The 21,430-nt window shown below is 37.2% G+C and carries 22 protein-coding genes; 17 read left to right on the top strand and 5 right to left on the bottom strand.

The features are described from left to right. Window position 1: 1 nt before the first annotated feature. Complete coding sequence (locus FFS26_RS12290) at window positions 2–856, top strand: glycine betaine ABC transporter substrate-binding protein (protein WP_137905149.1); 855 nt, start codon at window positions 2–4, stop codon at window positions 854–856. A 288-nt stretch (window positions 857–1,144) separates the two neighbouring features. Here FFS26_RS12290 and FFS26_RS12285 read toward each other — a convergent pair whose 3' ends face one another. Continuing rightward, complete coding sequence (locus tag FFS26_RS12285) at window positions 1,145–1,528, bottom strand: winged helix-turn-helix transcriptional regulator (protein ID WP_110010927.1); 384 nt, start codon at window positions 1,526–1,528, stop codon at window positions 1,145–1,147. 92 nt (window positions 1,529–1,620) lie between these two features. On the opposite strand from FFS26_RS12285, the gene FFS26_RS12280 reads away from it, so the two are divergent. Next, a complete protein-coding gene (locus FFS26_RS12280) occupies window positions 1,621–2,616 on the top strand; it encodes an NADP-dependent oxidoreductase (RefSeq protein WP_110010905.1) in 996 nt (331 codons plus the stop codon). Beyond that, entirely contained in the window at window positions 2,606–3,079 is a 474-nt protein-coding gene (locus tag FFS26_RS12275) for a cupin domain-containing protein (protein ID WP_137905148.1), read from the top strand. Before FFS26_RS12280 ends, FFS26_RS12275 begins: the two co-directional genes overlap by 11 nt. Window positions 3,080–3,252: 173 nt before the next feature. Here the strand turns inward: FFS26_RS12275 and FFS26_RS12270 are convergent, their stop codons facing one another. Both FFS26_RS12270 and FFS26_RS12265 read right to left on the bottom strand, forming a co-directional pair. Continuing rightward, complete coding sequence (locus tag FFS26_RS12270) at window positions 3,253–3,714, bottom strand: redoxin domain-containing protein (protein WP_110010903.1); 462 nt, start codon at window positions 3,712–3,714, stop codon at window positions 3,253–3,255. After that, window positions 3,711–5,780, bottom strand: coding sequence for a TonB-dependent receptor plug domain-containing protein (locus FFS26_RS12265; protein WP_171006300.1), 2,070 nt, complete (start codon window positions 5,778–5,780; stop codon window positions 3,711–3,713). Before FFS26_RS12265 ends, FFS26_RS12270 begins: the two co-directional genes overlap by 4 nt. 123 nt (window positions 5,781–5,903) lie before the next feature. Between FFS26_RS12265 and FFS26_RS12260 the strand changes: the two genes are divergently transcribed. The 10 genes from FFS26_RS12260 (at window position 5,904) to FFS26_RS12220 (ending at window position 16,315) form a co-directional block, all read left to right on the top strand. Further along, complete coding sequence (locus FFS26_RS12260) at window positions 5,904–7,055, top strand: homogentisate 1,2-dioxygenase (protein WP_110010902.1); 1,152 nt, start codon at window positions 5,904–5,906, stop codon at window positions 7,053–7,055. A 183-nt stretch (window positions 7,056–7,238) separates the two neighbouring features. Further along, on the top strand, window positions 7,239–8,750 hold the full coding sequence (locus FFS26_RS12255; RefSeq protein ID WP_110010901.1) for a succinate CoA transferase: 1,512 nt from the start codon (window positions 7,239–7,241) through the stop codon (window positions 8,748–8,750). A gap of 180 nt (window positions 8,751–8,930) precedes the next feature. Next, window positions 8,931–9,116 (top strand): bacteriocin-like protein, encoded by a 186-nt coding sequence (locus tag FFS26_RS22985; protein WP_410493528.1) that lies wholly within the window; start codon window positions 8,931–8,933, stop codon window positions 9,114–9,116. Window positions 9,117–9,591: 475 nt separating this feature from the next. Further along, a complete protein-coding gene (locus FFS26_RS12250) occupies window positions 9,592–10,866 on the top strand; it encodes an acetyl-CoA hydrolase/transferase family protein (protein WP_110010900.1) in 1,275 nt (424 codons plus the stop codon). A 137-nt stretch (window positions 10,867–11,003) separates the two neighbouring features. Then, a complete protein-coding gene (locus FFS26_RS12245) occupies window positions 11,004–11,795 on the top strand; it encodes a hypothetical protein (RefSeq protein WP_137905147.1) in 792 nt (263 codons plus the stop codon). A gap of 237 nt (window positions 11,796–12,032) precedes the next feature. After that, on the top strand, window positions 12,033–13,163 hold the full coding sequence (gene hppD / locus FFS26_RS12240; protein ID WP_137905146.1) for a 4-hydroxyphenylpyruvate dioxygenase: 1,131 nt from the start codon (window positions 12,033–12,035) through the stop codon (window positions 13,161–13,163). 69 nt (window positions 13,164–13,232) lie between these two features. Next, window positions 13,233–13,694, top strand: coding sequence for a hypothetical protein (locus FFS26_RS12235; RefSeq protein ID WP_137905145.1), 462 nt, complete (start codon window positions 13,233–13,235; stop codon window positions 13,692–13,694). A gap of 52 nt (window positions 13,695–13,746) precedes the next feature. Further along, window positions 13,747–14,994 carry a fumarylacetoacetase gene (gene fahA / locus FFS26_RS12230; RefSeq protein ID WP_137905144.1) on the top strand — a complete coding sequence of 416 codons (1,248 nt, stop codon included), beginning with the start codon at window positions 13,747–13,749 and terminating at the stop codon, window positions 14,992–14,994. Between the two features lie 67 nt (window positions 14,995–15,061). Beyond that, complete coding sequence (locus FFS26_RS12225; protein ID WP_110010896.1) at window positions 15,062–15,430, top strand: GxxExxY protein; 369 nt, start codon at window positions 15,062–15,064, stop codon at window positions 15,428–15,430. A gap of 60 nt (window positions 15,431–15,490) precedes the next feature. Then, window positions 15,491–16,315 carry a flavin reductase family protein gene (locus FFS26_RS12220; protein ID WP_110010895.1) on the top strand — a complete coding sequence of 275 codons (825 nt, stop codon included), beginning with the start codon at window positions 15,491–15,493 and terminating at the stop codon, window positions 16,313–16,315. A 172-nt stretch (window positions 16,316–16,487) separates the two neighbouring features. Here the strand turns inward: FFS26_RS12220 and FFS26_RS12215 are convergent, their stop codons facing one another. Further along, entirely contained in the window at window positions 16,488–16,997 is a 510-nt protein-coding gene (locus FFS26_RS12215) for a hypothetical protein (RefSeq protein WP_137905143.1), read from the bottom strand. 48 nt (window positions 16,998–17,045) lie between these two features. Beyond that, window positions 17,046–17,888: an alpha/beta hydrolase family protein gene (locus FFS26_RS12210; RefSeq protein ID WP_110010893.1), complete on the bottom strand. Its 843-nt coding sequence runs from the start codon at window positions 17,886–17,888 to the stop codon at window positions 17,046–17,048. A 61-nt stretch (window positions 17,889–17,949) separates the two neighbouring features. Here FFS26_RS12210 and FFS26_RS12205 point away from each other — a divergent pair, with 61 nt between their 5' ends. Genes FFS26_RS12205 through FFS26_RS12190 form a run of 4 tightly spaced genes read left to right on the top strand, consistent with a single transcriptional unit; the run spans window position 17,950 to window position 21,419 of the window. After that, a complete protein-coding gene (locus FFS26_RS12205) occupies window positions 17,950–19,206 on the top strand; it encodes a T9SS type A sorting domain-containing protein (protein ID WP_137905142.1) in 1,257 nt (418 codons plus the stop codon). Between the two features lie 15 nt (window positions 19,207–19,221). Next, on the top strand, window positions 19,222–19,995 hold the full coding sequence (locus FFS26_RS12200; protein ID WP_137905141.1) for a HipA family kinase: 774 nt from the start codon (window positions 19,222–19,224) through the stop codon (window positions 19,993–19,995). After that, window positions 19,982–20,365: a DUF3037 domain-containing protein gene (locus FFS26_RS12195; protein ID WP_110010891.1), complete on the top strand. Its 384-nt coding sequence runs from the start codon at window positions 19,982–19,984 to the stop codon at window positions 20,363–20,365. Before FFS26_RS12200 ends, FFS26_RS12195 begins: the two co-directional genes overlap by 14 nt. 19 nt (window positions 20,366–20,384) lie before the next feature. After that, window positions 20,385–21,419 (top strand): alpha/beta hydrolase, encoded by a 1,035-nt coding sequence (locus FFS26_RS12190; protein ID WP_110010890.1) that lies wholly within the window; start codon window positions 20,385–20,387, stop codon window positions 21,417–21,419. Window positions 21,420–21,430 lie beyond the last annotated feature (11 nt).

Below are 21,430 nucleotides of genomic sequence, written 5' to 3'. Positions count from 1 at the left end.
GATGAAACAATTTAAATATCTGTTTTTGCCCGTTTTAATGTTACTATTTACAGCATTAAGTTCGTGTGAAAACATAAAAAACTCAAAATACATTACCATAGGAATGGTAGATGGCTGGGCAGAAGATGTTGCGATGACGCATGTTGCTAAAGCCATTCTGGACGAGCAGGGATACCACGTTATTATTCAAAAAGCTTCTACGGATATGATTCTGGCTTCGATGAATAATGAAGATACAGACCTTTTCATGGGAGTCTGGCTTCCTTACACTCATGCTAAAAAACTGGCCAAATTTCCGGAATTAGTTCATCTTGGAACCAATTACGACAACGGACGTATAGGATTAGTTGTACCTGAATACGTTCCTGTTAACTCCATCGAAGAGCTCAGTCAGCATAAAAATCAGTTCAATCAAAGAATCATTGGAATTGAAAAAGGAGCCGGATTAACCACCGGAACGGATAAAGCTATTGTTGACTATAAACTGGATTATCATCAGATCAACTCTTCTACCATTGCCATGATCACCGAATTACAGAACGCTATTCAACGTAAAGAATGGATTGTGGTAACCGGATGGCAGCCTCACTGGATGTTTGGAAAAATGAAGCTTAAGTTTCTTGACGATCCCAAAAAGATATTTGGTGAAGCAGAACAGATTAAAATTTACTCCAGAAAAAGCTTCGCAAAAGATCATCCTGAGCTGGCCAAATTCTTTTCAAGACTCCATTTTGATGATGAAAATATGTCTGATCTTTTAATGAAAATGGAACAGAGTAAAGATAAAGAAGCCACCGCCAAAGAATGGGTGAAAGATCACGCTGAACTGATACAGTCTTGGTTAGATAAAAATTAATAAACAATTTGGTAGTATTTAAAATCCTCAACTCTAAACGGGTCTGAGGATTTTTTTTCATCAATATAGATTATTTGATCTTTTCTTTATGAAATAATATTGATTAGTAATCGCAAAGGCGCAAAGAAATTTAATAACATACTGCTTAAAGGCGCAAGAAAATCAAAGATTTTCAGCAAGTTTGTTTCAGTTAAAATTCAACAGAATTAAATTTTATCAAAGATAAAATCCTTGCGCCTTAAAGCATATTTAAAAGAAAATTGTTGCGCCTTTGCGTTTTTCAATATCTCATAACGATCCCATTGATTCTTTGATCTTTTCCCGATGAATGATCCCCCAATTCACCAATGTTTCTGTCACCGGAAATACAGATTTCCCGTACTCAGTCACTGCATACGTTACCGTAATCGGCTTTGTATCCTGAATCGTTCTTGTGATCAGAAGATTGGTTTCCAGCTCTTTTAATTCTTTGCTCAGCATTTTGGCGGAGATTCCTTCAATACTTCGCTCCAGCTTTTTAAAATGAATCATCTGATCCGGTCTGTTCGTCAGATATCGTAAAATCATCAGTTTCCATTTTCCTCCTAAAACGTCCAGACTGTCGCGCATCGCGAACAATTCCTCTGTGCAGCTGGCCTCTCTTTCAATGCCGTTTTCAATGATTTTTGCCATAATAGTTTCATGAAGGTAACTAGTTACCATTGGTTAACTAGTAGCAAATATAAACTATTCCCTTTTTACATTTGTGTATCAAATTTTAAAGTATGAAAGCAGTTATTTTAAATAAAAACGGAAAGCTGGAAGACGGATTTGCAGAACAGCCAAAACCCAAAAGCAATGAAGTTTTAATCCATATTAAAGCAAGCGGTTTCAATCCCATCGATTATCAGATGCTGGAAAATGAATTGGAACGGAAACTGATCAGTTCCCCGATATTAGGAAGAGAACTATCCGGAATTGTAGTGGATAAAGGTTCAGAAGTTACAGAATTCAATATTGGCGATGAAGTCTATTGTGGCAGCGGTTCCATGGGAAGCAACGGCACTTATGCTGAATATATTGCCGTTCCTGAAGCCATTGTTTCCTTTAAACCAAAAAATATTTCTTTTGAACAGGCGGCTGCCATTCCTTCAGCAGGGCTTACTTCTTTACAGATCTTCAACCGTCTTAAACTAAATCCGGAAGATAAAGTTCTCGTGACAGGAGCAACAGGAGGTGTTGGCTCATTTCTGATTAAGCTTTTATTAGCCCACAATATCCGGCAGATCATCACAACTGTTGGAAGTGAAGAAAACAGACAGATCCTTCTTAAGCTGGGCTTAAAAGAACATCAGATCATCAACTATAAAGAAGAAAATCTAATCAGTAATATTCTAAAAGCCAATAACGACCAGCCTTTCGAATATGGAATTGATCTGGTTGGAAACTATATGTCGGAAGTGACTGCAGAAGTTTTGAAAATTAACGGAACTTATGTGGATGTCACGGCTTTGGTAACAAAAGAAGCTCATGAAATACTGTTCAACAAAGGAACTCTGATTATGAATATTTCCAATTACACTTACGGAATGATTAAAAAATATGAGTATTATAAAAACAGTTTATTAGAAATAAAAAGACTCATTGAAACCGAAACGATCCTTCCCCCTCAACATAAAATTATAGGAAACCTTTCCTTAGAAACTGTTCTGAAGGCGCATTCTCTATTAAAAAATAATCAGACTCAGGGTCATAAACTTATCATGAGAAATGATGAATAAAATACCACGACGAATCGTAACAGGAATTAAAGATGGAAAATCTATTATTATAGAAGACCAGCAGGTAGTAAACGCTGTAGAACATTTTCCGGGACTTATCATTTCAGATGTATGGAATACGAAAACAATGCCTGCAAGTTTAGACTTTGAAACAAGAATTCCGAATACCGGAATTCCGCAAACACCTAAAAATGGCACTTACTTCCGATATGTAGTAGTTCCTCCGGATAAAAATTTAGGTGTAGAATGGAAAAAGAATGAACCTCATCCGATGATGCATCAAACGCTAACACTGGATTATATTATCATCCTTTCCGGTGAACTTTACCTTATCATGGATGAAGGCGAAACGCTTCTGAAACCTGGCGACGTTGTTATTCAAAGAGGAACGAATCATGCTTGGAGCAACCGTTCTGACAAGCCTTGTATTCAGCTGGCGGTTTTGATTGATGCAGCGATCTAAATTTAGACGACTGTATAAGATTTAACACGATTGTTATTCTGACGAAGGAAGAATCTTATGTAAAGTTAGATTCTTCATTTCACTGCGTTACATTCAGAATGAGAGTGTCCTAATAATAAGATAGCAGGATTAATGTGGAATTGTGTATAATTGTCTGGATTTAATCCTACACCTCACAAAGCAGAAATCTCCAACAGTTTCTGCTTCATTTTTTCAGTCGTGATCTGCCCTTCCTGATAATACACCAGATTCTGATGCTTATCCAGGAATATCCACAAAGGATAAACAGGCTGATTTTTATTTTTTGACAATGCCAGCGCCAGCTCATGAATTCCCGAATTTCCATTCTGCAGATATTCAAAATCCTGATTCTGAAAATGAATTTTCTCCTTCGTTTTCTCTGTCTCAAAGTTGATAAAATAAAAGTGATCATTGACCATATTCACCAGCTCTTTATCTTTATTCATACGGAAAGACTCAATCTTACAGACCGCACACCAATCTGTATATAGATGGATCACAACCGGTTTAGGATTTTCTTTCTGCTGAACCTCAAGATCAGAAAAAGTGCCTGTCTTCATCTGAGACAGATAAAAACAAGGCACTAACATTAAAAATAAAGCTATTTTTTTCATTTCAAAGTATATTTTACACCCAGAAAGCCTCTGATGCCCTGCATTGGTGCATAGCCGTATGCCGTATCAAAAGTATAGTGATTAGGGTTGTTGACAGGATCATCAACATATTTATCAAACGGGTCAAACGGTCTCATCAAAGGATCTTTAGGTCTGAAATTGAATAGGTTTTTTATTCCGCAATACACTTCAAATCCGGATTTAAAGCTCTTAGACACCTGAATATTAGCCAGAGAATAAAACGGTGAATATTCAGGGCGGTAGTCGTTTACCAGAACAGGAAGCCTCATGGGGCCATAGAACTGTCCTGTAAAATCGATGGTCAGATTATTGGCGAACTTATACGTCAGATTATAAGTACCACTCCATTTCGGAGCATGCAATTGCTGTGTTTTTTGATTTTCATTATCAAATTTCTGATAGACATCCAGATAAGTGACTCCCAGATTGACACTCAGAGGAAATTGAAATGTGAAATCCACATTCAGGGAAGCTCCTCTTGAAATTCCGTACCCGTGAAGATTATCATAAATAATTTTATTAGGATCGGAATCAAAATCTCCTACAATTTTATTGCTGAAATAGGTATAAAATGCAGAAGCATCAAGATTCACCATTCGGTTTCGTACAGGAATTTTCCAGATATAATTCAGATTTCCGTTGATGGATCTTTCCGGTTTCAGGTCTGATTTTACCACCACTTCCCTTGAACCGGTTAATGCAGCGTGATCTTCCGTAAATAAATTCACCACTCTGAAACCTGTTCCGAAATTGAAACGCAAGGTATGGTATGGATTAGGATTAAATTTCCATGCCAACCTCGGTGAATGTACGGAATGATGCACTTTATCATAATCATATCTGTATCCAAGCAATAAGGTGTTTTGATCATTGATTTCCCATTGATCCTGAATAAATGCTCCCCAGATCGGTGATTTCATTGGCGCATTCGTGATGCCGTCTGAAGCCAATGTTCCGGGTGTATTGTCATCGTAAAACGTTCTTTTAAAAGTAAGTCCCGCAGTGACATCATGTTTCCCGAAGCTTCTGTCCCAATACGTCTGTATAAAAGCTACCTTTTGTGTAGCATTGAACGGATTGGATCCGTAAAAAGAATTCTGGTCGTGATAATTATAAGAAAACTGGGTCACAATATGTTCTTTCATAGGCCATTCATACAAACCAAAAATCTCTGCCCTGTTGGTATAGATACTTTCCCCGTACACCTCATCACTGCCACGGAAAGATTTATTCCACTGCATTTCACCACCAAAACGGTCTTCATACAGATATCTCATGGCAAAACTTGCCTGCCTGTTTTCCTTTCTTTTAAAATTCCACTTATTGAAAACCGAAATTCTGCTTTGTAAAGTAGCATCGGTGAAATTATCTTTATTCTGATCTATTCTTTCCTGAAAACTGAAATAATTTAAACTTAATAAAGAAGCAGCTTTCTTTCCTACGTTGAATTTGGTGGAAAGGTCCAAATTATTTTCAAACCAGCTCGATGTCATCAGATCTACACTCAGCTTAGGAGCAGTCAAAGCATTTTTGGTAATAATATTGATCACACCTCCCATCGCTTCAGAGCCATAGATAGAAGACGCAGGACCTTTTACAACTTCAATTCTGTCTACCAGACTATTGGGGATTCCGCTTAATCCATATACGGTGGAAAGTGAACTTACAATCGGCATTCCGTCAATCAGGATCATGGTATACGGTCCTTCCAAGCCATTAATATGGATATCTCCCGTATTGCACACAGAACAGTTCAGCTGAGGTTTTACTCCATTCACCATGGCAATGGCCTCAAAAATACTTGGAGTAGGATTTTTCTGGAAAAATTTCTGACTGTAGATCTCCACTGCCACAGGACTTTTCGATCTGCTCATTGGTTTTATGGTTCCGGTAACCACTACATCTTCAATGGTACTGGTCTTAAATTCCCTCTTCATAACTTTTGCAGAATCCTGACTTTTAGTCTGCTGCAAGCTCAAACTGTCCGTCTCCTGCGCAAAGCAATAGGTAGATAAAAAAGTAATAGAAAATAATATTCGCTTCATGAAATTAAAATTGTTAGACAAATCTAACAATTATTTTTCAAATACAAAACTTTACACTGAAAATATAGATGAAGTCAATTCATGAAAAATGATTAAATTTGAGAAACTACATATGAAAGTAAAATGAGATATCATCAATCGGGAAATATCCCACCAAAAAGACACACGATCTTTAAGTCTCCTGAAGATAAATTTTACTATGAGCAGCTTTTCGGTACAGAAGGGTTCCATGGTATTTCTTCTCTGTTATATCATATCCACCGCCCTACACAAATCAAATCTATCGGTGAGCCGAAAGATGTTACTCCTAAAATCGCTGTGGAAAAAAATGTGGCTCCAAGAATGTTTAAAGGAATGAACGTTACTCCTGAAGATGATTTTATGGACAGCCGAAAAATCCTTTTGATGAATAACGACCTGAAAATGGGGCTGGCCAAGCCAAGAAAATCGATGGATTATTTCTACAAAAATGCAGAATGTGATGAACTTTTATATGTTCACCAGGGAAACGGAATCTTAAAAACATTTGTAGGTGATCTTGAATTCGTAACCGGAGATTATCTTATTATTCCGCGAGGAACTATCTATCAGGTAGAACTGAAGTCTGATGATACTGTGTTTTTCGTATTGGAAAGCCACTCTCCTATTTACACTCCGAAAAGATACAGAAATGAATTCGGGCAGCTTTTGGAACATTCTCCATTCTGCGAAAGAGATATAATTGCTCCTGCCTACAGAGAACCCATCGATGAAAAGGGAGAATTCTTAATTAAAGTAAAAAAAGAAAACCAGGTTACCGATTTCATCTACGCGACTCACCCGTTTGATGTAGTAGGCTGGGACGGATATTTTTATCCTTATAAATTCAACATTAAAAACTTCGAACCGATTACTGGAAGAATTCACCAGCCGCCGCCGGTCCACCAGAATTTTGAGGGACACAATTTTGTAGTCTGCTCATTCTGTGCAAGAATGTATGATTATCACCCACAGGCGATTCCTGCACCTTACAACCACTCCAATATTGACTCTGATGAGGTATTATTCTATACGGAAGGAGACTTCATGAGCCGTAATCATATCGACCTTATGGACTTCACCCTTCACCCGGGAGGAATTGTACACGGACCTCATCCAGGTGCTATGGAAAGAAGTATCGGAAAAAAATTCACAGAAGAATATGCAGTAATGGTAGACCCTTTCCGCCCTTTGAAAATTACTGAAGAAGCTTTAAAAGTGGAAGATCCTTCTTATAAAACTTCATGGTTAGAATAAAACAAGAATAGTACTTTATTTCATTTAAAAAAAGTATTACTGAATACATACAAAAGACGCTTTAAATCCTTTATTTAAAGCGTCTTTTTTCGTAAATTTGTAAGGTATGGTTACCATATTGGCCATCATTATTTTTCATGACGCATCCTAAGTAATGGTGGTTTAAAACAAAATCAATATTACATGTTAGAAAGAATCAGATTAGAAAGTCTACGCGGGAAAGTAACTACCGCGGAAAACGCAGTAAAAATCATTAAAGACGGTATGACCATCGGGTCCAGCGGCTTTACGAAAGCAGGTGACAGCAAAGCCATTTTGCCGGCACTGGCAGAAAGAGGAAAAACCGAAGACCTTAAAGTCACTTTAATGACGGGAGCTTCACTAGGCCACGGTACCGATGGAAAGCTGGCTGAAGCCAATGTTCTGAAGAAAAGGATGCCTTTCCAGGTAGATCCTGTTTTAAGAAATAAAATCAACAATGGCGAAATTCTCTTCATCGACCAGCATTTAAGTGAAAGTGCCGAACTCCTCCACACCAAAAATCTTCAGAGTATTGACGTAGCTATTATTGAAGCGGCCTATATTGAAAGAGACGGAAGTATTGTTCCTACTACATCTGTAGGAAATTCTGTAACATTTGCTGCTTTGGCTAAAAAAGTGATCATTGAAATCAATACAGAAGTTCCTGAAGAAGTTTATGGAATCCATGATATCTACCAGGCCGAAGATTATCCTTACAGAAATGTTATTCCTATCGTAGCGCCATGGAACAAAATCGGGAGAAAAAGCATTCCTGTAGATCCTGAAAAAATTGAAGCTATCGTATTTACCAACCGTAAAGACAGCCCGGCTGATATTGCAGAACCGGACGAAAAGACTACAGCTATTGCCAAATATCTTCTTGCTTTCTTTGAAAATGAAGTTCTTTTGGGACGACTTACCGACAGACTACTTCCTCTTCAGGCTGGTATTGGTAAAGTAGCCAACGCTGTTCTGACAGGTTTCAAAGACAGTAATTTTTATGATCTGACAATGTTTTCCGAAGTACTTCAGGACAGTACCTTCGATCTGATCGATTCCGGTAAGCTGAGCTTTGCCTCAGCATCTTCCATTACCGTTTCTCAGGAATGCTACGAAAGAGTATTAGGAAATCTTTCAAAATATAAAGACAAATTCGTTTTAAGACCTCAGAATATTTCCAATACACCGGGACTGATCAGAAGATTAGGAGTGATTGCCATCAATACAGCTATTGAATTCGATATTTATGGAAATGTAAACTCCACTCATATCGGAGGAACCAAAATCATGAATGGAATCGGAGGTTCAGGAGACTTCGCGAGAAATGCTTATTTAAGTATTTTCGTAACTCAGGCTGCTTCAAAAGGCAACAATATTTCTCACGTCCTTCCAATGGTTTCTCATACCGACCATACGGAACATGATGTTGATATTCTGGTAACAGATGTCGGATTGGCTGATTTAAGAGGTTTAGCTCCAAGAGAAAGAGCACAGAAAATCATTGACAACTGTGTTCACCCGGATTATAAAGAAGAATTACAATCATATTTCGACAGAGCCTGCGAAAAAGGAGGTCATACTCCTCATTTATTACAGGAAGCCTTCAGCTGGCATTTACGATTTGCAGAAACCGGAAGTATGAAACAGAAAACCATTGCTGAAATTTCTAATTAATTCAGGATTCAGTTTAAACTAAGTTTAAAATAATTGACCGTCATTTACTTTATTTAAGTTTATTGGCGGTTTTTTTTCGGAATTAATGACATATTTCGGAATTAATTTTTAAATTTAAAAAAATTAAAGCGTCCTCCGAAAAGCTATACGAGTAGGAAAAACTAATACAATAATTTATCTATGAAAAATCTAAAAAAAATCAAGAGAAACGAGTTAAAAAATGTAAAAGGAGGCGACAACCCAACACGTGTCGTTTGTATTCAATTAATGAATCAATTTGTAGAGGCGTTTCCTGAAGATTTTTGCTATAACCCACAAAATACAAGTCATACAGTATGCGTGTGTAAAAGACTTTATGGTCTGTAATATAAAAAAGTATCAAAACTCACCAAGCGAGGAGTACTGCTTTGTGTAAATTATCAAATACTGATTTTTTTTATTAATGAGCCGGAGTTTGATAAGCAAAGTTTAAAAATAAGAGCCGTCATTTACTTTTTTGAGTCTAATGACGGTTTTTTCTTTGAATGAAACCAATATTGATAAGACTTTCCTAGATATTCAACCTAAAAACTTTTTACACTTACAGGCTAGCATCTTTTATCTGACAACATTCTTTCCATCTAGTCCAATCAATAATCTCCCAACAATACAACAACATGAATTTCAATGAATTATATCTTTATTTTTAATTTTAATTTACTTTCTTCGACATGACAAAAGTCTGTTCGATATCCTCAAAAAATTTATATGAACATAAAATTATAAAGATTATCTTTGAAAGAAGAGCGGTATTTTTATGAGATTTAAAATACGTTGAACACCCTTTTAAAAAAGACAAAATATGAATAATTACATCAGCGCAGAAGAAGCAATATATACAATAAAAAGTGGAAACCGTGTGTTCTTTCATGGCAGTGCATGTACCCCGAATTATCTGATTGACGAGCTGGCAAGACAGTCCGGCCGGTTGCAAAATGTGGAAATGGTTTCCATTACCCAGCAGGGAAATGTGGAAATTGCAAAACCACAATACAAAGACAGCTTTTTCATCAATTCTTTATTTGTTTCCACACCTGTGCGTGATGCTGTGAATTCTGACCGCGGAGACTTTGTTCCCGTTTTCTTAAGTGAAATTCCTATTTTATTCAGAAAAAATATACTGCCACTGGATGTGGCGATCGTCACCGTTTCTCCACCAGATCAACATGGTTTTTGTACGTTGGGAACTTCAGTCGATATTGCGAGAGCTGCTGTAGATACGGCAAAAATCATTGTAGCCATCGTTAATCCAAGAATGCCGAGAACCCATGGAGACGGGATGATCCACATCAGCAGGATTCATAAACTGGTATGGCATGAAGAAGAACTTCCAACAGTAGATTATGGTTCCAAAGTAGGCCCCGAAGAAATGCTGGTAGGAAAAAATGTTGCGGAGCTTATTGAAGACCGATCTACCCTTCAGATGGGGATCGGAACCATTCCTGATGCGGTTCTGAAATGCCTTACCAATCACAAAGATCTGGGAATTCACACAGAAATGCTGAGCGACGGTGTTATTGACCTTATTCAGGATGATGTGATCAACAACAAATACAAAGGCTACAACGACAATAAAACCATTACAAGTTTCTGTTTCGGAACCCGCAAACTTTATGACTATGTGGATGACAATACCGTGTTTGCCTTCAGAGACGTAAGCGAGGTTAATTTTCCGATCAATATCATGAGAAACAAAAAGATGGTTGCCATCAATTCTGCTATTGAAATAGACCTTACAGGACAGGTATGTGCCGACTCTATCGGAACGCTCCAGTATAGTGGAATCGGAGGACAAATGGATTTTATGCGCGGTGCTGCTTTAAGTGATGACGGAAAACCTATCATAGCCATTACCGCAAGAACCAAAAAAGGAATTTCCAGAATCGTTCCCTTTCTTAAGCAAGGCGCTGGTGTAGTTACTACAAGAGGGCATATTCATTATGTAGTAACTGAATACGGGACAGCTTATCTGTACGGAAAAAATCTTCGCCAGAGAGCGCAGGAACTTATCAGCATTGCCCATCCGGATGACAGAGAAATGCTGGAAAGAGCTGCTTTTGAAAGATTTAAACATTGATAATCAAACCATAAAGTTTTCAAAACTATTTCTGCTATAAAAATTAAAACAAATTTTGAATTTAACATCATAGAATCATATGAAAATATTAATTTTTTGGCAGTATATTTGATAAAATTCACTCAAAAACAAGGAAATTGAAAACTATATATAATTCGATACGAGACGAAATTATAAAACATTCCAAGGTAAGGAATTCTGTTTTGGGGAATGTGAATGAATGGAAGAGAAGCCACTATATTATTCTTTCCGAAATCATCAAAGATGCACTCTCTGAGGCTGAGGAACTGAAGGGAGGAAAAAAATTTGAAATCGGAAATACCATTTCCCATGTTACCCTTCAACGATTTTTTGAAAACGATTATCAGGATAAAACCCACAGTGATCTCAGATTTTTAAAAACACTGGATAAAATCTGTATCTTTTTAGGATATAAAGATCTTAATGATTACATCCTTACGGTAAGGTACAGAAAAGAGAATGATGAGGGAAGCGATGACCAATCCTATCTTACACAGATGGTATATGATTACTGTGCTGCCGTTTTTGAATTTTATAAGCAGTTTCCGACTCACAATACCGAACTTTTAAAAGGTCTGGTCTTTGACGATTCTCCTTTTCTGGAAAGAGCTTCACAGTTTAGTAAAGAATTGTGCGATAAAGATTTTCACCTGATTACAAAAAACAACAGATCCAATTACGAAGTATTTGATATTCACGTTGTCACAGACGAACCGGACAAAAAAATCCTGGAGTCTCAGGAGTTCTGGAATCTTCTGTTTAAAGTGGGAGAAACCGGCGAAGAACATTTCGTAAATCAACTCAGTACCCAGATCTATTTTATCCGAAAAATAAATGATACCTGGAAGATATGGGATAATTATAATCCCGACGCAGGAATGCTCAATCGAAAAATTGAAACAATCTAAAATAAAAAGCCGCAGAGAAATCTACGGCTTTCATGTTTCGAAATATTTTTTTTTCACTTGTCTTTTTGTATAACAAATGTAGGCAGACGATTTTAAACTTATGAAACTTAAATATACTTAAGTAAACTCTTCTTTAACGTTATGTTAAATATATTCAATGAATCCGGGGGAATATTTTCGCAATGTCTAAGAATTTTGTAATTTGCATACCAATAAAATAAAAGTAAAAGAGAAAATATGTCAACACTTACATTTGCCGAGAAAATAGCTCAAGCAGAAAATTTCTTACCAATTAATGGTACAGATTATATTGAGTTTTATGTAGGAAATGCAAAACAGGCTGCCCATTATTACAAAACCGCTTTCGGTTTTCAGTCTGTAGCTTATGCGGGTCCTGAAACAGGAGTAAGAGACCGTGCATCTTATGTGCTTCAACAAGGAAAAATCAGATTGGTATTAACAACAGGACTTAAATCTGACTCTCCTATCAGTGAGCACGTAAAAAAACATGGTGACGGAGTAAAAATTTTGGCACTTTGGGTAGATGACGCTTATGCAGCTTTCGAAGAAACAACTAAAAGAGGAGGAAAACCTTATTTAGAGCCTGTAACGTTAACTGATGAGCAGGGTGAGGTAAGAATGTCCGGTATCTACACCTATGGAGAAACCGTTCACATGTTTGTGGAAAGAAAAAATTATAACGGAGCTTTCATGCCTGGTTATGAAAAGTGGGACAGTGATTATAATCCTGAAGAAGCAGGTTTATTATATGTAGACCACTGTGTAGGAAATGTTGACTGGAACAGAATGATCCCGACCGTAGAATGGTATGAAAAAGTAATGGGATTTGTTAACATCCTTTCTTTTGATGATAAGCAGATCAACACAGAATATTCTGCACTGATGTCTAAAGTAATGTCAAACGGAAACGGATATGCAAAATTCCCAATCAACGAACCTGCAGAAGGTAAAAAGAAATCTCAGGTAGAAGAATATCTTGATTTCTACGAAGGAGAAGGGGTACAGCACATTGCTGTAGCGACGAAAGATATCATCCATACCGTAACTGAATTGAAGAAACGTGGTGTTGAATTCCTTTCTGCTCCACCGGAAGCTTATTACGACATGGTTCCTGAAAGAGTAGGTCATATTGATGAAGATCTTAAAAAACTTCAGGAGTTAGGTATACTTATTGATCATGATGAAGAAGGGTATTTATTACAGATCTTTACGAAGCCTGTAGAAGACCGCCCTACTCTATTCTTCGAAATTATTGAAAGACACGGTGCGCAAAGTTTTGGTGCCGGAAATTTCAAGGCGTTATTCGAAGCATTAGAAAGAGAACAGGAAAGAAGAGGTAATCTTTAATTTTACAATAAAATATAAGTTTTGTCAGAATACTGTATTCTGGCAAAACTTTTTTATAAAACACAGTATATGAGAAAACTTTTTATCGGGATTTTCCTTCTGGGAACCTTAGGGCTTAAAGCTCAATATGGAACTTTGAATGAAATCCTTAACCGACTTGAACAAAGAAAAGGCATCAATCAGCATCTTGAAAATGTAAATATTGATAACAAAAAGTTTGTTTTCATCAAAGATGAAGCCGATCATACGGAGCGGGACTTTATTATCATCAAAGGAAATAATGCCACGTATGTAGAAGTTTTCGATGATAAAGCAACAGGAGAAAGCAGTTCCAATGTTTTCACCGGGGATATCATCAGAAAAAAAAATATTATTTCTTTACGGGCAGACATGCTTGAAAACAAAAAAATCCCAATGCCTGTCACGAAGACTTTACTGCTGACACAACAGGACAATATTTTATACCTCATCGATGTCAATACCAGAGACAGATGGATTGATGAAGCCTCTTATTCAAAAAAGACCAAATAAATGTTCCGGGGAATTCTCCGGATGATATTTAATCTAACTAAAATCTAAACTTATGAAATCATTTGTAGACTATTCCTCAAATTCGGATTTTTCTATACAAAATATTCCTTTCGGAGTCGCAGTTTTTAACAAAGAATATATCGGATGCTGTACAAGAATCGGAGATCAGGTCATTGATCTTGCTACCTTGTATGATCTTGGGTATTTTGAAGATATTGAAGGATTAGACGACAATGTTTTTGAAGCCTATACCATCAACGAATTTATCGAGCTGGGTAAGCCTGTTACCAATGCTGTTCGTACCAAAATCCAAACCTTATTACAGGAAGGATCCACTTTATCAAAAGATCAGAAAACTATTGAAGAGGCTTTCTATGACCTGGATAAAGTAAAAATGATGATGCCTGTTCACATCCCGAATTATACAGACTTCTATAGCAGCATCGAACATGCTACCAACGTAGGAAAAATGTTCCGTGATCCGGCAAACGCTTTATTACCCAACTGGAAACATCTACCGGTAGGTTACCACGGAAGAGCATCCTCTATCGTAGTTTCCGGAACGGAGATCAATCGTCCGAAAGGTCAGACAAAGCCTGCCGATGCAGATAAACCGGTTTTCGGACCATCTAAACAACTGGATTTCGAACTGGAAATGGCTTTCATCATCAATAAAAATACAGAGATGGGAGAAAGTATTTCTACTAAAGACGCTGAAGATGCCATCTTCGGAATGGTCGTTTTCAACGATTGGTCTGCAAGAGATATCCAATCCTGGGAATATGTTCCGCTAGGGCCTTTCCTTGCGAAAAACTTCGGTTCATCCATTTCTCCCTGGGTAGTTACCCTTGAAGCTCTGGAGCCATTCAGAACCGCTTCTCCAACCCAGGATCCTGAGGTTTTAGACTATTTAAAATTTGAAGGTGATAAAAATTACGATATCAACCTTGAAGTATATATCCAGCCTGAAAACGGAGATCAAAACCTGATCTGCGAAAGCAACTACAAACACATGTACTGGAATATGACCCAGCAACTGGCACATCATACGGTAAACGGTTGCAACGTAGAAGTTGGTGATATGTACGCCAGTGGAACCATTTCCGGAAGTGACCCGAAATCTTTCGGTTCTATGCTTGAACTTACATGGAGAGGACAAAATCCTTTATCATTAAGCAACGGAGAAGAAAGAAAATTCATTGAAGACAATGATACGGTTACCATGAAGGCCTGGGCTGAAAAAGACGGTGTGAGAGTAGGTTTCGGTGAAGTTTCAGGTAAAATTATTCCAGCACTTTAACTTTTTTTTACCACAAAAGTCACAAAAGAATTTATGATTACGCAATCATTTTTAACAGGTCTTTAAAATAAATGGTGCTTGTATAGAAGTTCACAAAATTTTAGGGCCTGGTTTATTGGAAAGCGTATATCATAAATGTCTGGAAGAAGAATTCAAATTAAGAAATATTAATTTTAAATCTGAATTGAAAGTTCCGGTACATTATAAAGGAAAAGAAATTAATTGTGATTTCTTTTGCGACTTTTTAATTGAGGACTTAATTGTGGTAGAATTAAAGTCAGTTGCGAAGCTTAATGATATTCATAGAGCTCAACTTCTTAACTATATTAACTTAATGAAGAAACCCAAAGGCATTTTAGTCAATTTTAATGTAAAAAACCTATATCACGAAGGGCAAGAAACCTTTGTAAATCAATATTACGATATGCTTTTTTAAACTTTAATGATTAAAAGTATTTTACTTAAAACTTTTGTGCCTTTTGTGGTTAAATAGAATATGAAAACAGTAATCCCCTCCGAGATAACCTCCGTACAACTGCAGACCATCATGCAAACCGCCGTTTCACCACGTCCCATTGCATTGGCTTCTACAGTGGATAAAAACGGTAATAATAACTTATCTCCGTTCAGTTTTTTTAATATGTTCAGTACGGTTCCTCCGATTTTGATTTTTTCACCATCGAGAAGGGTTCGTGACAATACTACAAAACATACGCTGGAAAATGTTCTTGAAGTACCGGAAGTAGTCATCGGAACAGTCAATTTTCCGATTGTACAACAGATTTCTTTAGCCTCTACAGAATATGAAACCGGAGTGAATGAGTTTATCAAATCCGGTCTTACCATGAAAGAGGCAGATCTTGTACAACCTAAGCTGATTGAAGAATGCCCTGTTAACTTTGAATGCAAAGTTTTAGAAGTAAAATCATTGGGTGATCAGGGCGGTGCAGGAAATCTGGTGATCTGTGAAGTTCAGAAAATTCATATCAGGGAAGAATATCTGAATGAAGCCGGAAATCTGGATCAGAAAAAACTGGATATGGTAGCCCGTTTAGGCAGCAACTGGTATTCCAGAAGCAATGAAAACAGTCTTTTTGAAGTACCTAAACCTTTGGTAACAAAAGGAATCGGTTTTGATCTGCTGCCGGATTCTATAAAATACAGCAAAGTCTTTACAGGAAATGACCTTGGAATGCTTGCCAATACGGAAGTATTGCCTGAAGGTGACTTTCATGTTGATGAAAACATTCATCTCGACGCACAGAAATTACTTCTGGAAAGCAAAGTGGAAGAAGCGTGGGTTTTGCTCACTATTAAATAAAAAAATAAGCCTGAAATTTCAGGCTTATTTTTTATGCTGGAAGTAAGAAGCTGGAAGTATATAAAGTCTTATGAATAGCTTTTTGTCCAAATTAATACCCTTTGGAAAATAATTCCATTTTGATTTCAATAGATACTGAATACTATTATCTTCCAGCTTCTCACTTACTTTCTTATTTTGCTTTCAGCGATTCTGAGACCGTAATTTTCCCTTTTTCAGCAAATTCTGTTGCTTTACCGTTTTTATCAATAGAAATATTCAGGTTGTCATTTTTAGCATCATAGTAAATGCTTGTGGCATATCCCGGACAGTCGTGTTGTTTGCATCCTATCAGTTTGTAGATTCCATTTTCTGATGCAACAGGACTTTCCACGTTGAAATTCTTTACCATCTCATCATACTGAGCACCGGTAAGTTTTTTCAGTCTTTCTGAAATACCTTTATCTTCAAAGAATTTAATATCATGAGGATATTTCCCAACGTTTTTGGTAATAATATTGTCCGGAGCGGGAGCAGAAGGAGCTGCAGTTGCTGCTGAATCTGTTTTTGGAGTTGTTACGGAATCCTTAGGCATTACGGTTGCCAAAGTATCACTGCTTACAGAAGATTCTGTTTTTGTTTCTTTCTTACATGAAACAACACATAGTGAAAGCGCAAATGCGCCTGCAATAATTTTTTTCATAAATATATTGTATGGTGGTTACTATATAATAACGTAGTTTTAAATGTTTTATTTCAATTTTTCTTTGATAAAATCAATGCATTTTTCAGTTACAGTATGGAGATCTTTTGGTAAATCATTTCCTTCCCATGGTTCTTTTGCCCCGAAAGTATGGTTGGCATTTTCAATCAGAAACAATTCAGAATTGGGGTGAAGAATATGAAGATGTTCTGCCTGCTTCACCTCTACCGCTTCATCTTCTGTTCCATGAATAATCAGCATATGAGCCTTAGCCATTTCTGTAGCTCGTTCTACATCAAAACGGTGAATATCTTTTTCAAAATCTTCATAAAACTGATAATAATGAGGCATTTCCTGTTTTGTACGGCCGTTCAGCGCATAATACACTCCATTATTTTTCCAGTTCTCAAAGGCTTCTCCTTTTGGAAAACGATCTAAAGTATCCACACTGGCCACCGTAATCAACCCGTTGATTCTTTCATCTTCAAAAGTTTTGATAATGGATATTCCTCCTCCCCTGCTGTGTCCGATCAGTACAATCTTTTCATCATCCACATGAGGATCTTTACTGAAATGATCAATCACTACTCCAAGGTCAGAAAGTTCTTTAGAATAATTATTATTTCCAAAAGCTTCGAGGTCTCCAAAGTTAAACGGATCTTCTGTTGTTGTTCCGTTATGTGAAAAATTAAACTTGACAAAGAAAAAGCCTGCTTCGGCAAACTTTTCGGCCATCAGGCTCCAGGCGCCCCAATCTTTATACCCTTTATATCCATGAACAAATATAATCAGGGGAAGTTTTTTTTCAGTAGCCGGATAAAAAATATCAGCAAGAAAGCCTTTTGTTTCTTTATTTTCTAAGTATATATTCTTTTCTATAATCAAATTCATAAAACAAATGGGTTTTACTTAATATTATTTATATTTATAGGATGAATTCAAACTGAAATTTATGAAAAAAACTCTACTTTTTTTATCTTTAATTACATTTTCTTTCATCCTGAGCCAGACGACCAAAAGGGTCTTTTTTATTGGAAACAGTTATACTTATGTTAACAATTTACCTGGCCTTATTCAAAGCATTGCTGCATCTAACGGTGATGTATTCGAGCATCACAGCCAGACTCCGGGAGGTGCTACCCTGCAGGATCATGCCAATAACCCGAATGTCACTACAGACATTAATCAGGGAAACTGGGATTACGTGGTATTGCAGGAACAGAGCCAGCTTCCTTCGTTTCCTGATTCCCAGGTACAAAACCAGGTGTATCCTTATGCGCTTCAGCTTTCTAATTTAATTAAAGCATCAAATCCTTGTGTTAATGTTATTTTCTATATGACCTGGGGCCGTAAAAATGGTGATGCAGCCAACTGTCCGGGACTTCCCACAGTCTGCACCTATCAGGGAATGGACACTCAAATTTATAACCGTTATATGGAAATGGCCATGAACAATGAAGGCATTGTCTCTCCTGTAGGTAAAGTCTGGAGAACAATCAGAGAGCAAAACCCGGCCATTGAATTGTATGATCAGGATGAATCGCACCCAAGCTACATTGGTTCTATGGCGGCTGCGTATACATTTTATACTATTATATTCAAGAAAGATCTTACGCAGATTCCTTTTAATGGAAATCTTACTCCGGCACAGGCTCAGCTAATCAAAGAAATTGTGAAAACAGAGGTTTATAACCAGCTTGGTCAATGGTATGTGACCAACAATGATGTTCACAGCAGATTTACTTATCAGCTTACCGGAGCAGGAACCGTTCAGTTTACTAATACAACACAGAATGCAGCTTCTTATTTATGGGATTTTGGTGATGGTACAACATCTACTTTGGAAAATCCGACGCATACTTATACTGCAGGAGGAAATTATCATGTAAAACTTACTACAGATGCCTGCGGAGCAACTACAACGAAAACAAAACTGGTTGTTGTAAGTACATTGCAAACAGCAGAAACAACTATAGAAAACGGAATTCAAATCTATCCAAATCCGGTTCAAAACCTTATTAACATTATTTCTAAAAAACAATTTGAAGTCGTTTCACTGACAGAAGCATCTGGAAAAATCATTCCTTATCATTTGAATAAGACAGAGGACGGCTGCAGTATTTCACTTCCGCATTTAGCCAGTGGAGTTTATTTCCTGCAATATAAAACAGGAGAAAAGGAATTCACTAAAAAAATTATTAAAAAATAAGCTTATTTTTGCTGCATGCAGAATTTAAGAACTGTAACCGTGATGCGTTACATTCTGCCCCTGAGAGAAGGAGGATCTCTTCCGGCTCTGGCAGAAGCTGATGATGATTTCAAATATGTATTAAAATTCCGTGGTGCAGGCCATGGGGTAAAAATGCTGATCTCCGAACTGTTGGGCGGGAAAATTACCGAAGCTTTAGGACTTAAAATTCCTGAACTTGTTTTCGTTAATCTTGACGCCGATTTCGGAAGAACGGAAGCCGATGAGGAAATCCAGGATCTTCTGAAGTTTTCTGAAGGGCTGAATCTGGGTTTACATTATCTTTCCGGATCTATCACCTATGACCCGGGAGTAAGTGTGGATCCGCTGCTGGCCTCAAAAATAGTATGGCTGGATGCATTCATTACCAACATCGACCGTACTTTTAAAAATACGAATATGCTGATGTGGCATAAAGAACTTTGGATCATTGATAATGGTGCTTCGTTCTACTTCCACCACTCCTGGCAGAATTTTGATGCAGCGGCCAAAACGCCTTTCAAATACGTGAAAGATCATGTGCTTCTTCCTAAGGCCAAAATGCTTGATGAAGCGCATAAATTTGCCCATGAAGTTTTGAATGATACTCTTTTCAGAAATATTGTCAATATGATTCCTGAAGACTGGTTACACTGGAATGATGCCGACGAAACACCGGAAGAAATCCGTGAGATCTATTTTCAGTTTATGAAAACCAGATTAGAAAATTCTCAAATCTTTGTAAACGAAGCGAAAAATGCAAGAGGATAAAATATATGAATATGCGGTAATACGCCTGGTACCTAAAGTTGAAAGAGAAGAATTTTTCAATATCGGACTGGTGATGTTTTCCAAGAAGGAAAAATTCATCAGAGTGGAATTCTATTTGTGTCCGGATAAATTCAAACTGATGCACAGCAAACTGGATTACGATGATATCATCCACAATCTGGAAAGCTTTCAAAAAATTGCTAACGGTGAGAAAGATGGCGGTCCTATTGCTTTTCTTGATATTCCGGAACGTTTCCGATGGCTGACAGCGGTAAGAAGTTCTGTCGTACAGACCTCAAGACCTCATCCGGGAAAATCAAAGGATCTGAATGCCACTTTTGGTAAGCTTTTTGAGGAGTTAGTAAAATAACACTCCTTAAAAATTTATTATGAAATTACACATCAACAACATATCAACATACAGGTTTTTCACAAACCTGTTTTTTATTTTATTTTTAAGCTTTACAAATTTATTTTTTTCACAAGAATTACCATTAAGACCAAACAAAGCTGCTGCTGTAAAAAGTACATTACTCCCTGAAATTGCAACAGTTTCCGAAGATATCGTGTACAAAACAAACAGAAAGGGCAAACCTCTCGCTCTTGATCTCTATACTCCCAAGAATGCCAACACTGAAAAACTTCCGGTATTGATCTACGTTCATGGAGGCGGATGGGTAGAAGGTGACAAAGTGGTAAATTCAGATAATTATCTTGAAACAACTGTAAAAAAACTGATAGACAAACAGTATGCGGTGATCAGTATCAATTATACGCTTTTAAGTGACAGCATTCATTTTCCTTTGCCTTTGGAAGACACCAAAGATGCCACAAGGTGGGTAAGAAAAAATGCAGAGAAATATCATTTCGACCCCAATAATATAGGGTTATTCGGGGCTTCTGCCGGAGCTCATCTTTCTCTGATGGCAGCCTATACACCAGACAATACTTATCTGGGTAATCCTGAACTTTCCTCTTATTCGGCTAAAGTGAATTATGTGATTGATCATTATGGCCCTTCAGACCTCAACAAACTTTTCCATACAAGATTAGGAACAATTCCGGTTGGAATGATCGGATTAATGTCTAAAAAAATTGTCGGTTTACAGGAAAATCTTGTCAAAGGAATTTCCGGATATAATATCAGAAAAGATCAGGACAGCGCTATTGACTATCTTAAAACGATTTCCCCTGTCTATTTTGTTTCCGGAGGAGTTCCAACTTTAATTGTCCAGGGGAATAATGATAAAATTGTCCCTTTAAGCCAGTCTAAAAAGCTCCACAGAAAATTAAACAGAGCCAAAATACAGAACTCCCTGATCGTCGTTGATGGCGGAGTGCATGGCTTTGGCACTACTGATAAAGCTTATCTGGATCAACTTACGGATCAGATGGTGGAATTCATTCTATCACAAAAGAAATAAGATATATCCAT

Source organism: Chryseobacterium sp. 2VB (genome assembly GCF_005503635.1).
Classification (GTDB): Bacteria; Bacteroidota; Bacteroidia; order Flavobacteriales; family Weeksellaceae; genus Chryseobacterium; species Chryseobacterium cupriresistens.
The sequence above is the reverse complement of the archived record's forward strand: the minus strand, read 5'-3'. Positions and strand labels throughout refer to the sequence as shown.

Bases quoted from the DNA above. Each gene is read 5' to 3' on its own strand.
- FFS26_RS12290 (WP_137905149.1), top strand. From the start codon at position 2: ATGAAACAATTTAAATATCTGTTTTTGCCCGTTTTAATGTTACTATTT.
- FFS26_RS12285 (WP_110010927.1), bottom strand. From the start codon at position 1,528: ATGGCAAAAATCATTGAAAACGGCATTGAAAGAGAGGCCAGCTGCACA.
- FFS26_RS12280 (WP_110010905.1), top strand. From the start codon at position 1,621: ATGAAAGCAGTTATTTTAAATAAAAACGGAAAGCTGGAAGACGGATTT.
- FFS26_RS12275 (WP_137905148.1), top strand. From the start codon at position 2,606: ATGATGAATAAAATACCACGACGAATCGTAACAGGAATTAAAGATGGA.
- FFS26_RS12270 (WP_110010903.1), bottom strand. From the start codon at position 3,714: ATGAAAAAAATAGCTTTATTTTTAATGTTAGTGCCTTGTTTTTATCTG.
- FFS26_RS12265 (WP_171006300.1), bottom strand. From the start codon at position 5,780: ATGAAGCGAATATTATTTTCTATTACTTTTTTATCTACCTATTGCTTT.
- FFS26_RS12260 (WP_110010902.1), top strand. From the start codon at position 5,904: ATGAGATATCATCAATCGGGAAATATCCCACCAAAAAGACACACGATC.
- FFS26_RS12255 (WP_110010901.1), top strand. From the start codon at position 7,239: ATGTTAGAAAGAATCAGATTAGAAAGTCTACGCGGGAAAGTAACTACC.
- FFS26_RS22985 (WP_410493528.1), top strand. From the start codon at position 8,931: ATGAAAAATCTAAAAAAAATCAAGAGAAACGAGTTAAAAAATGTAAAA.
- FFS26_RS12250 (WP_110010900.1), top strand. From the start codon at position 9,592: ATGAATAATTACATCAGCGCAGAAGAAGCAATATATACAATAAAAAGT.
- hppD (WP_137905146.1), top strand. From the start codon at position 12,033: ATGTCAACACTTACATTTGCCGAGAAAATAGCTCAAGCAGAAAATTTC.
- FFS26_RS12235 (WP_137905145.1), top strand. From the start codon at position 13,233: ATGAGAAAACTTTTTATCGGGATTTTCCTTCTGGGAACCTTAGGGCTT.
- fahA (WP_137905144.1), top strand. From the start codon at position 13,747: ATGAAATCATTTGTAGACTATTCCTCAAATTCGGATTTTTCTATACAA.
- FFS26_RS12220 (WP_110010895.1), top strand. From the start codon at position 15,491: ATGAAAACAGTAATCCCCTCCGAGATAACCTCCGTACAACTGCAGACC.
- FFS26_RS12215 (WP_137905143.1), bottom strand. From the start codon at position 16,997: ATGAAAAAAATTATTGCAGGCGCATTTGCGCTTTCACTATGTGTTGTT.
- FFS26_RS12210 (WP_110010893.1), bottom strand. From the start codon at position 17,888: ATGAATTTGATTATAGAAAAGAATATATACTTAGAAAATAAAGAAACA.
- FFS26_RS12205 (WP_137905142.1), top strand. From the start codon at position 17,950: ATGAAAAAAACTCTACTTTTTTTATCTTTAATTACATTTTCTTTCATC.
- FFS26_RS12200 (WP_137905141.1), top strand. From the start codon at position 19,222: ATGCAGAATTTAAGAACTGTAACCGTGATGCGTTACATTCTGCCCCTG.
- FFS26_RS12195 (WP_110010891.1), top strand. From the start codon at position 19,982: ATGCAAGAGGATAAAATATATGAATATGCGGTAATACGCCTGGTACCT.
- FFS26_RS12190 (WP_110010890.1), top strand. From the start codon at position 20,385: ATGAAATTACACATCAACAACATATCAACATACAGGTTTTTCACAAAC.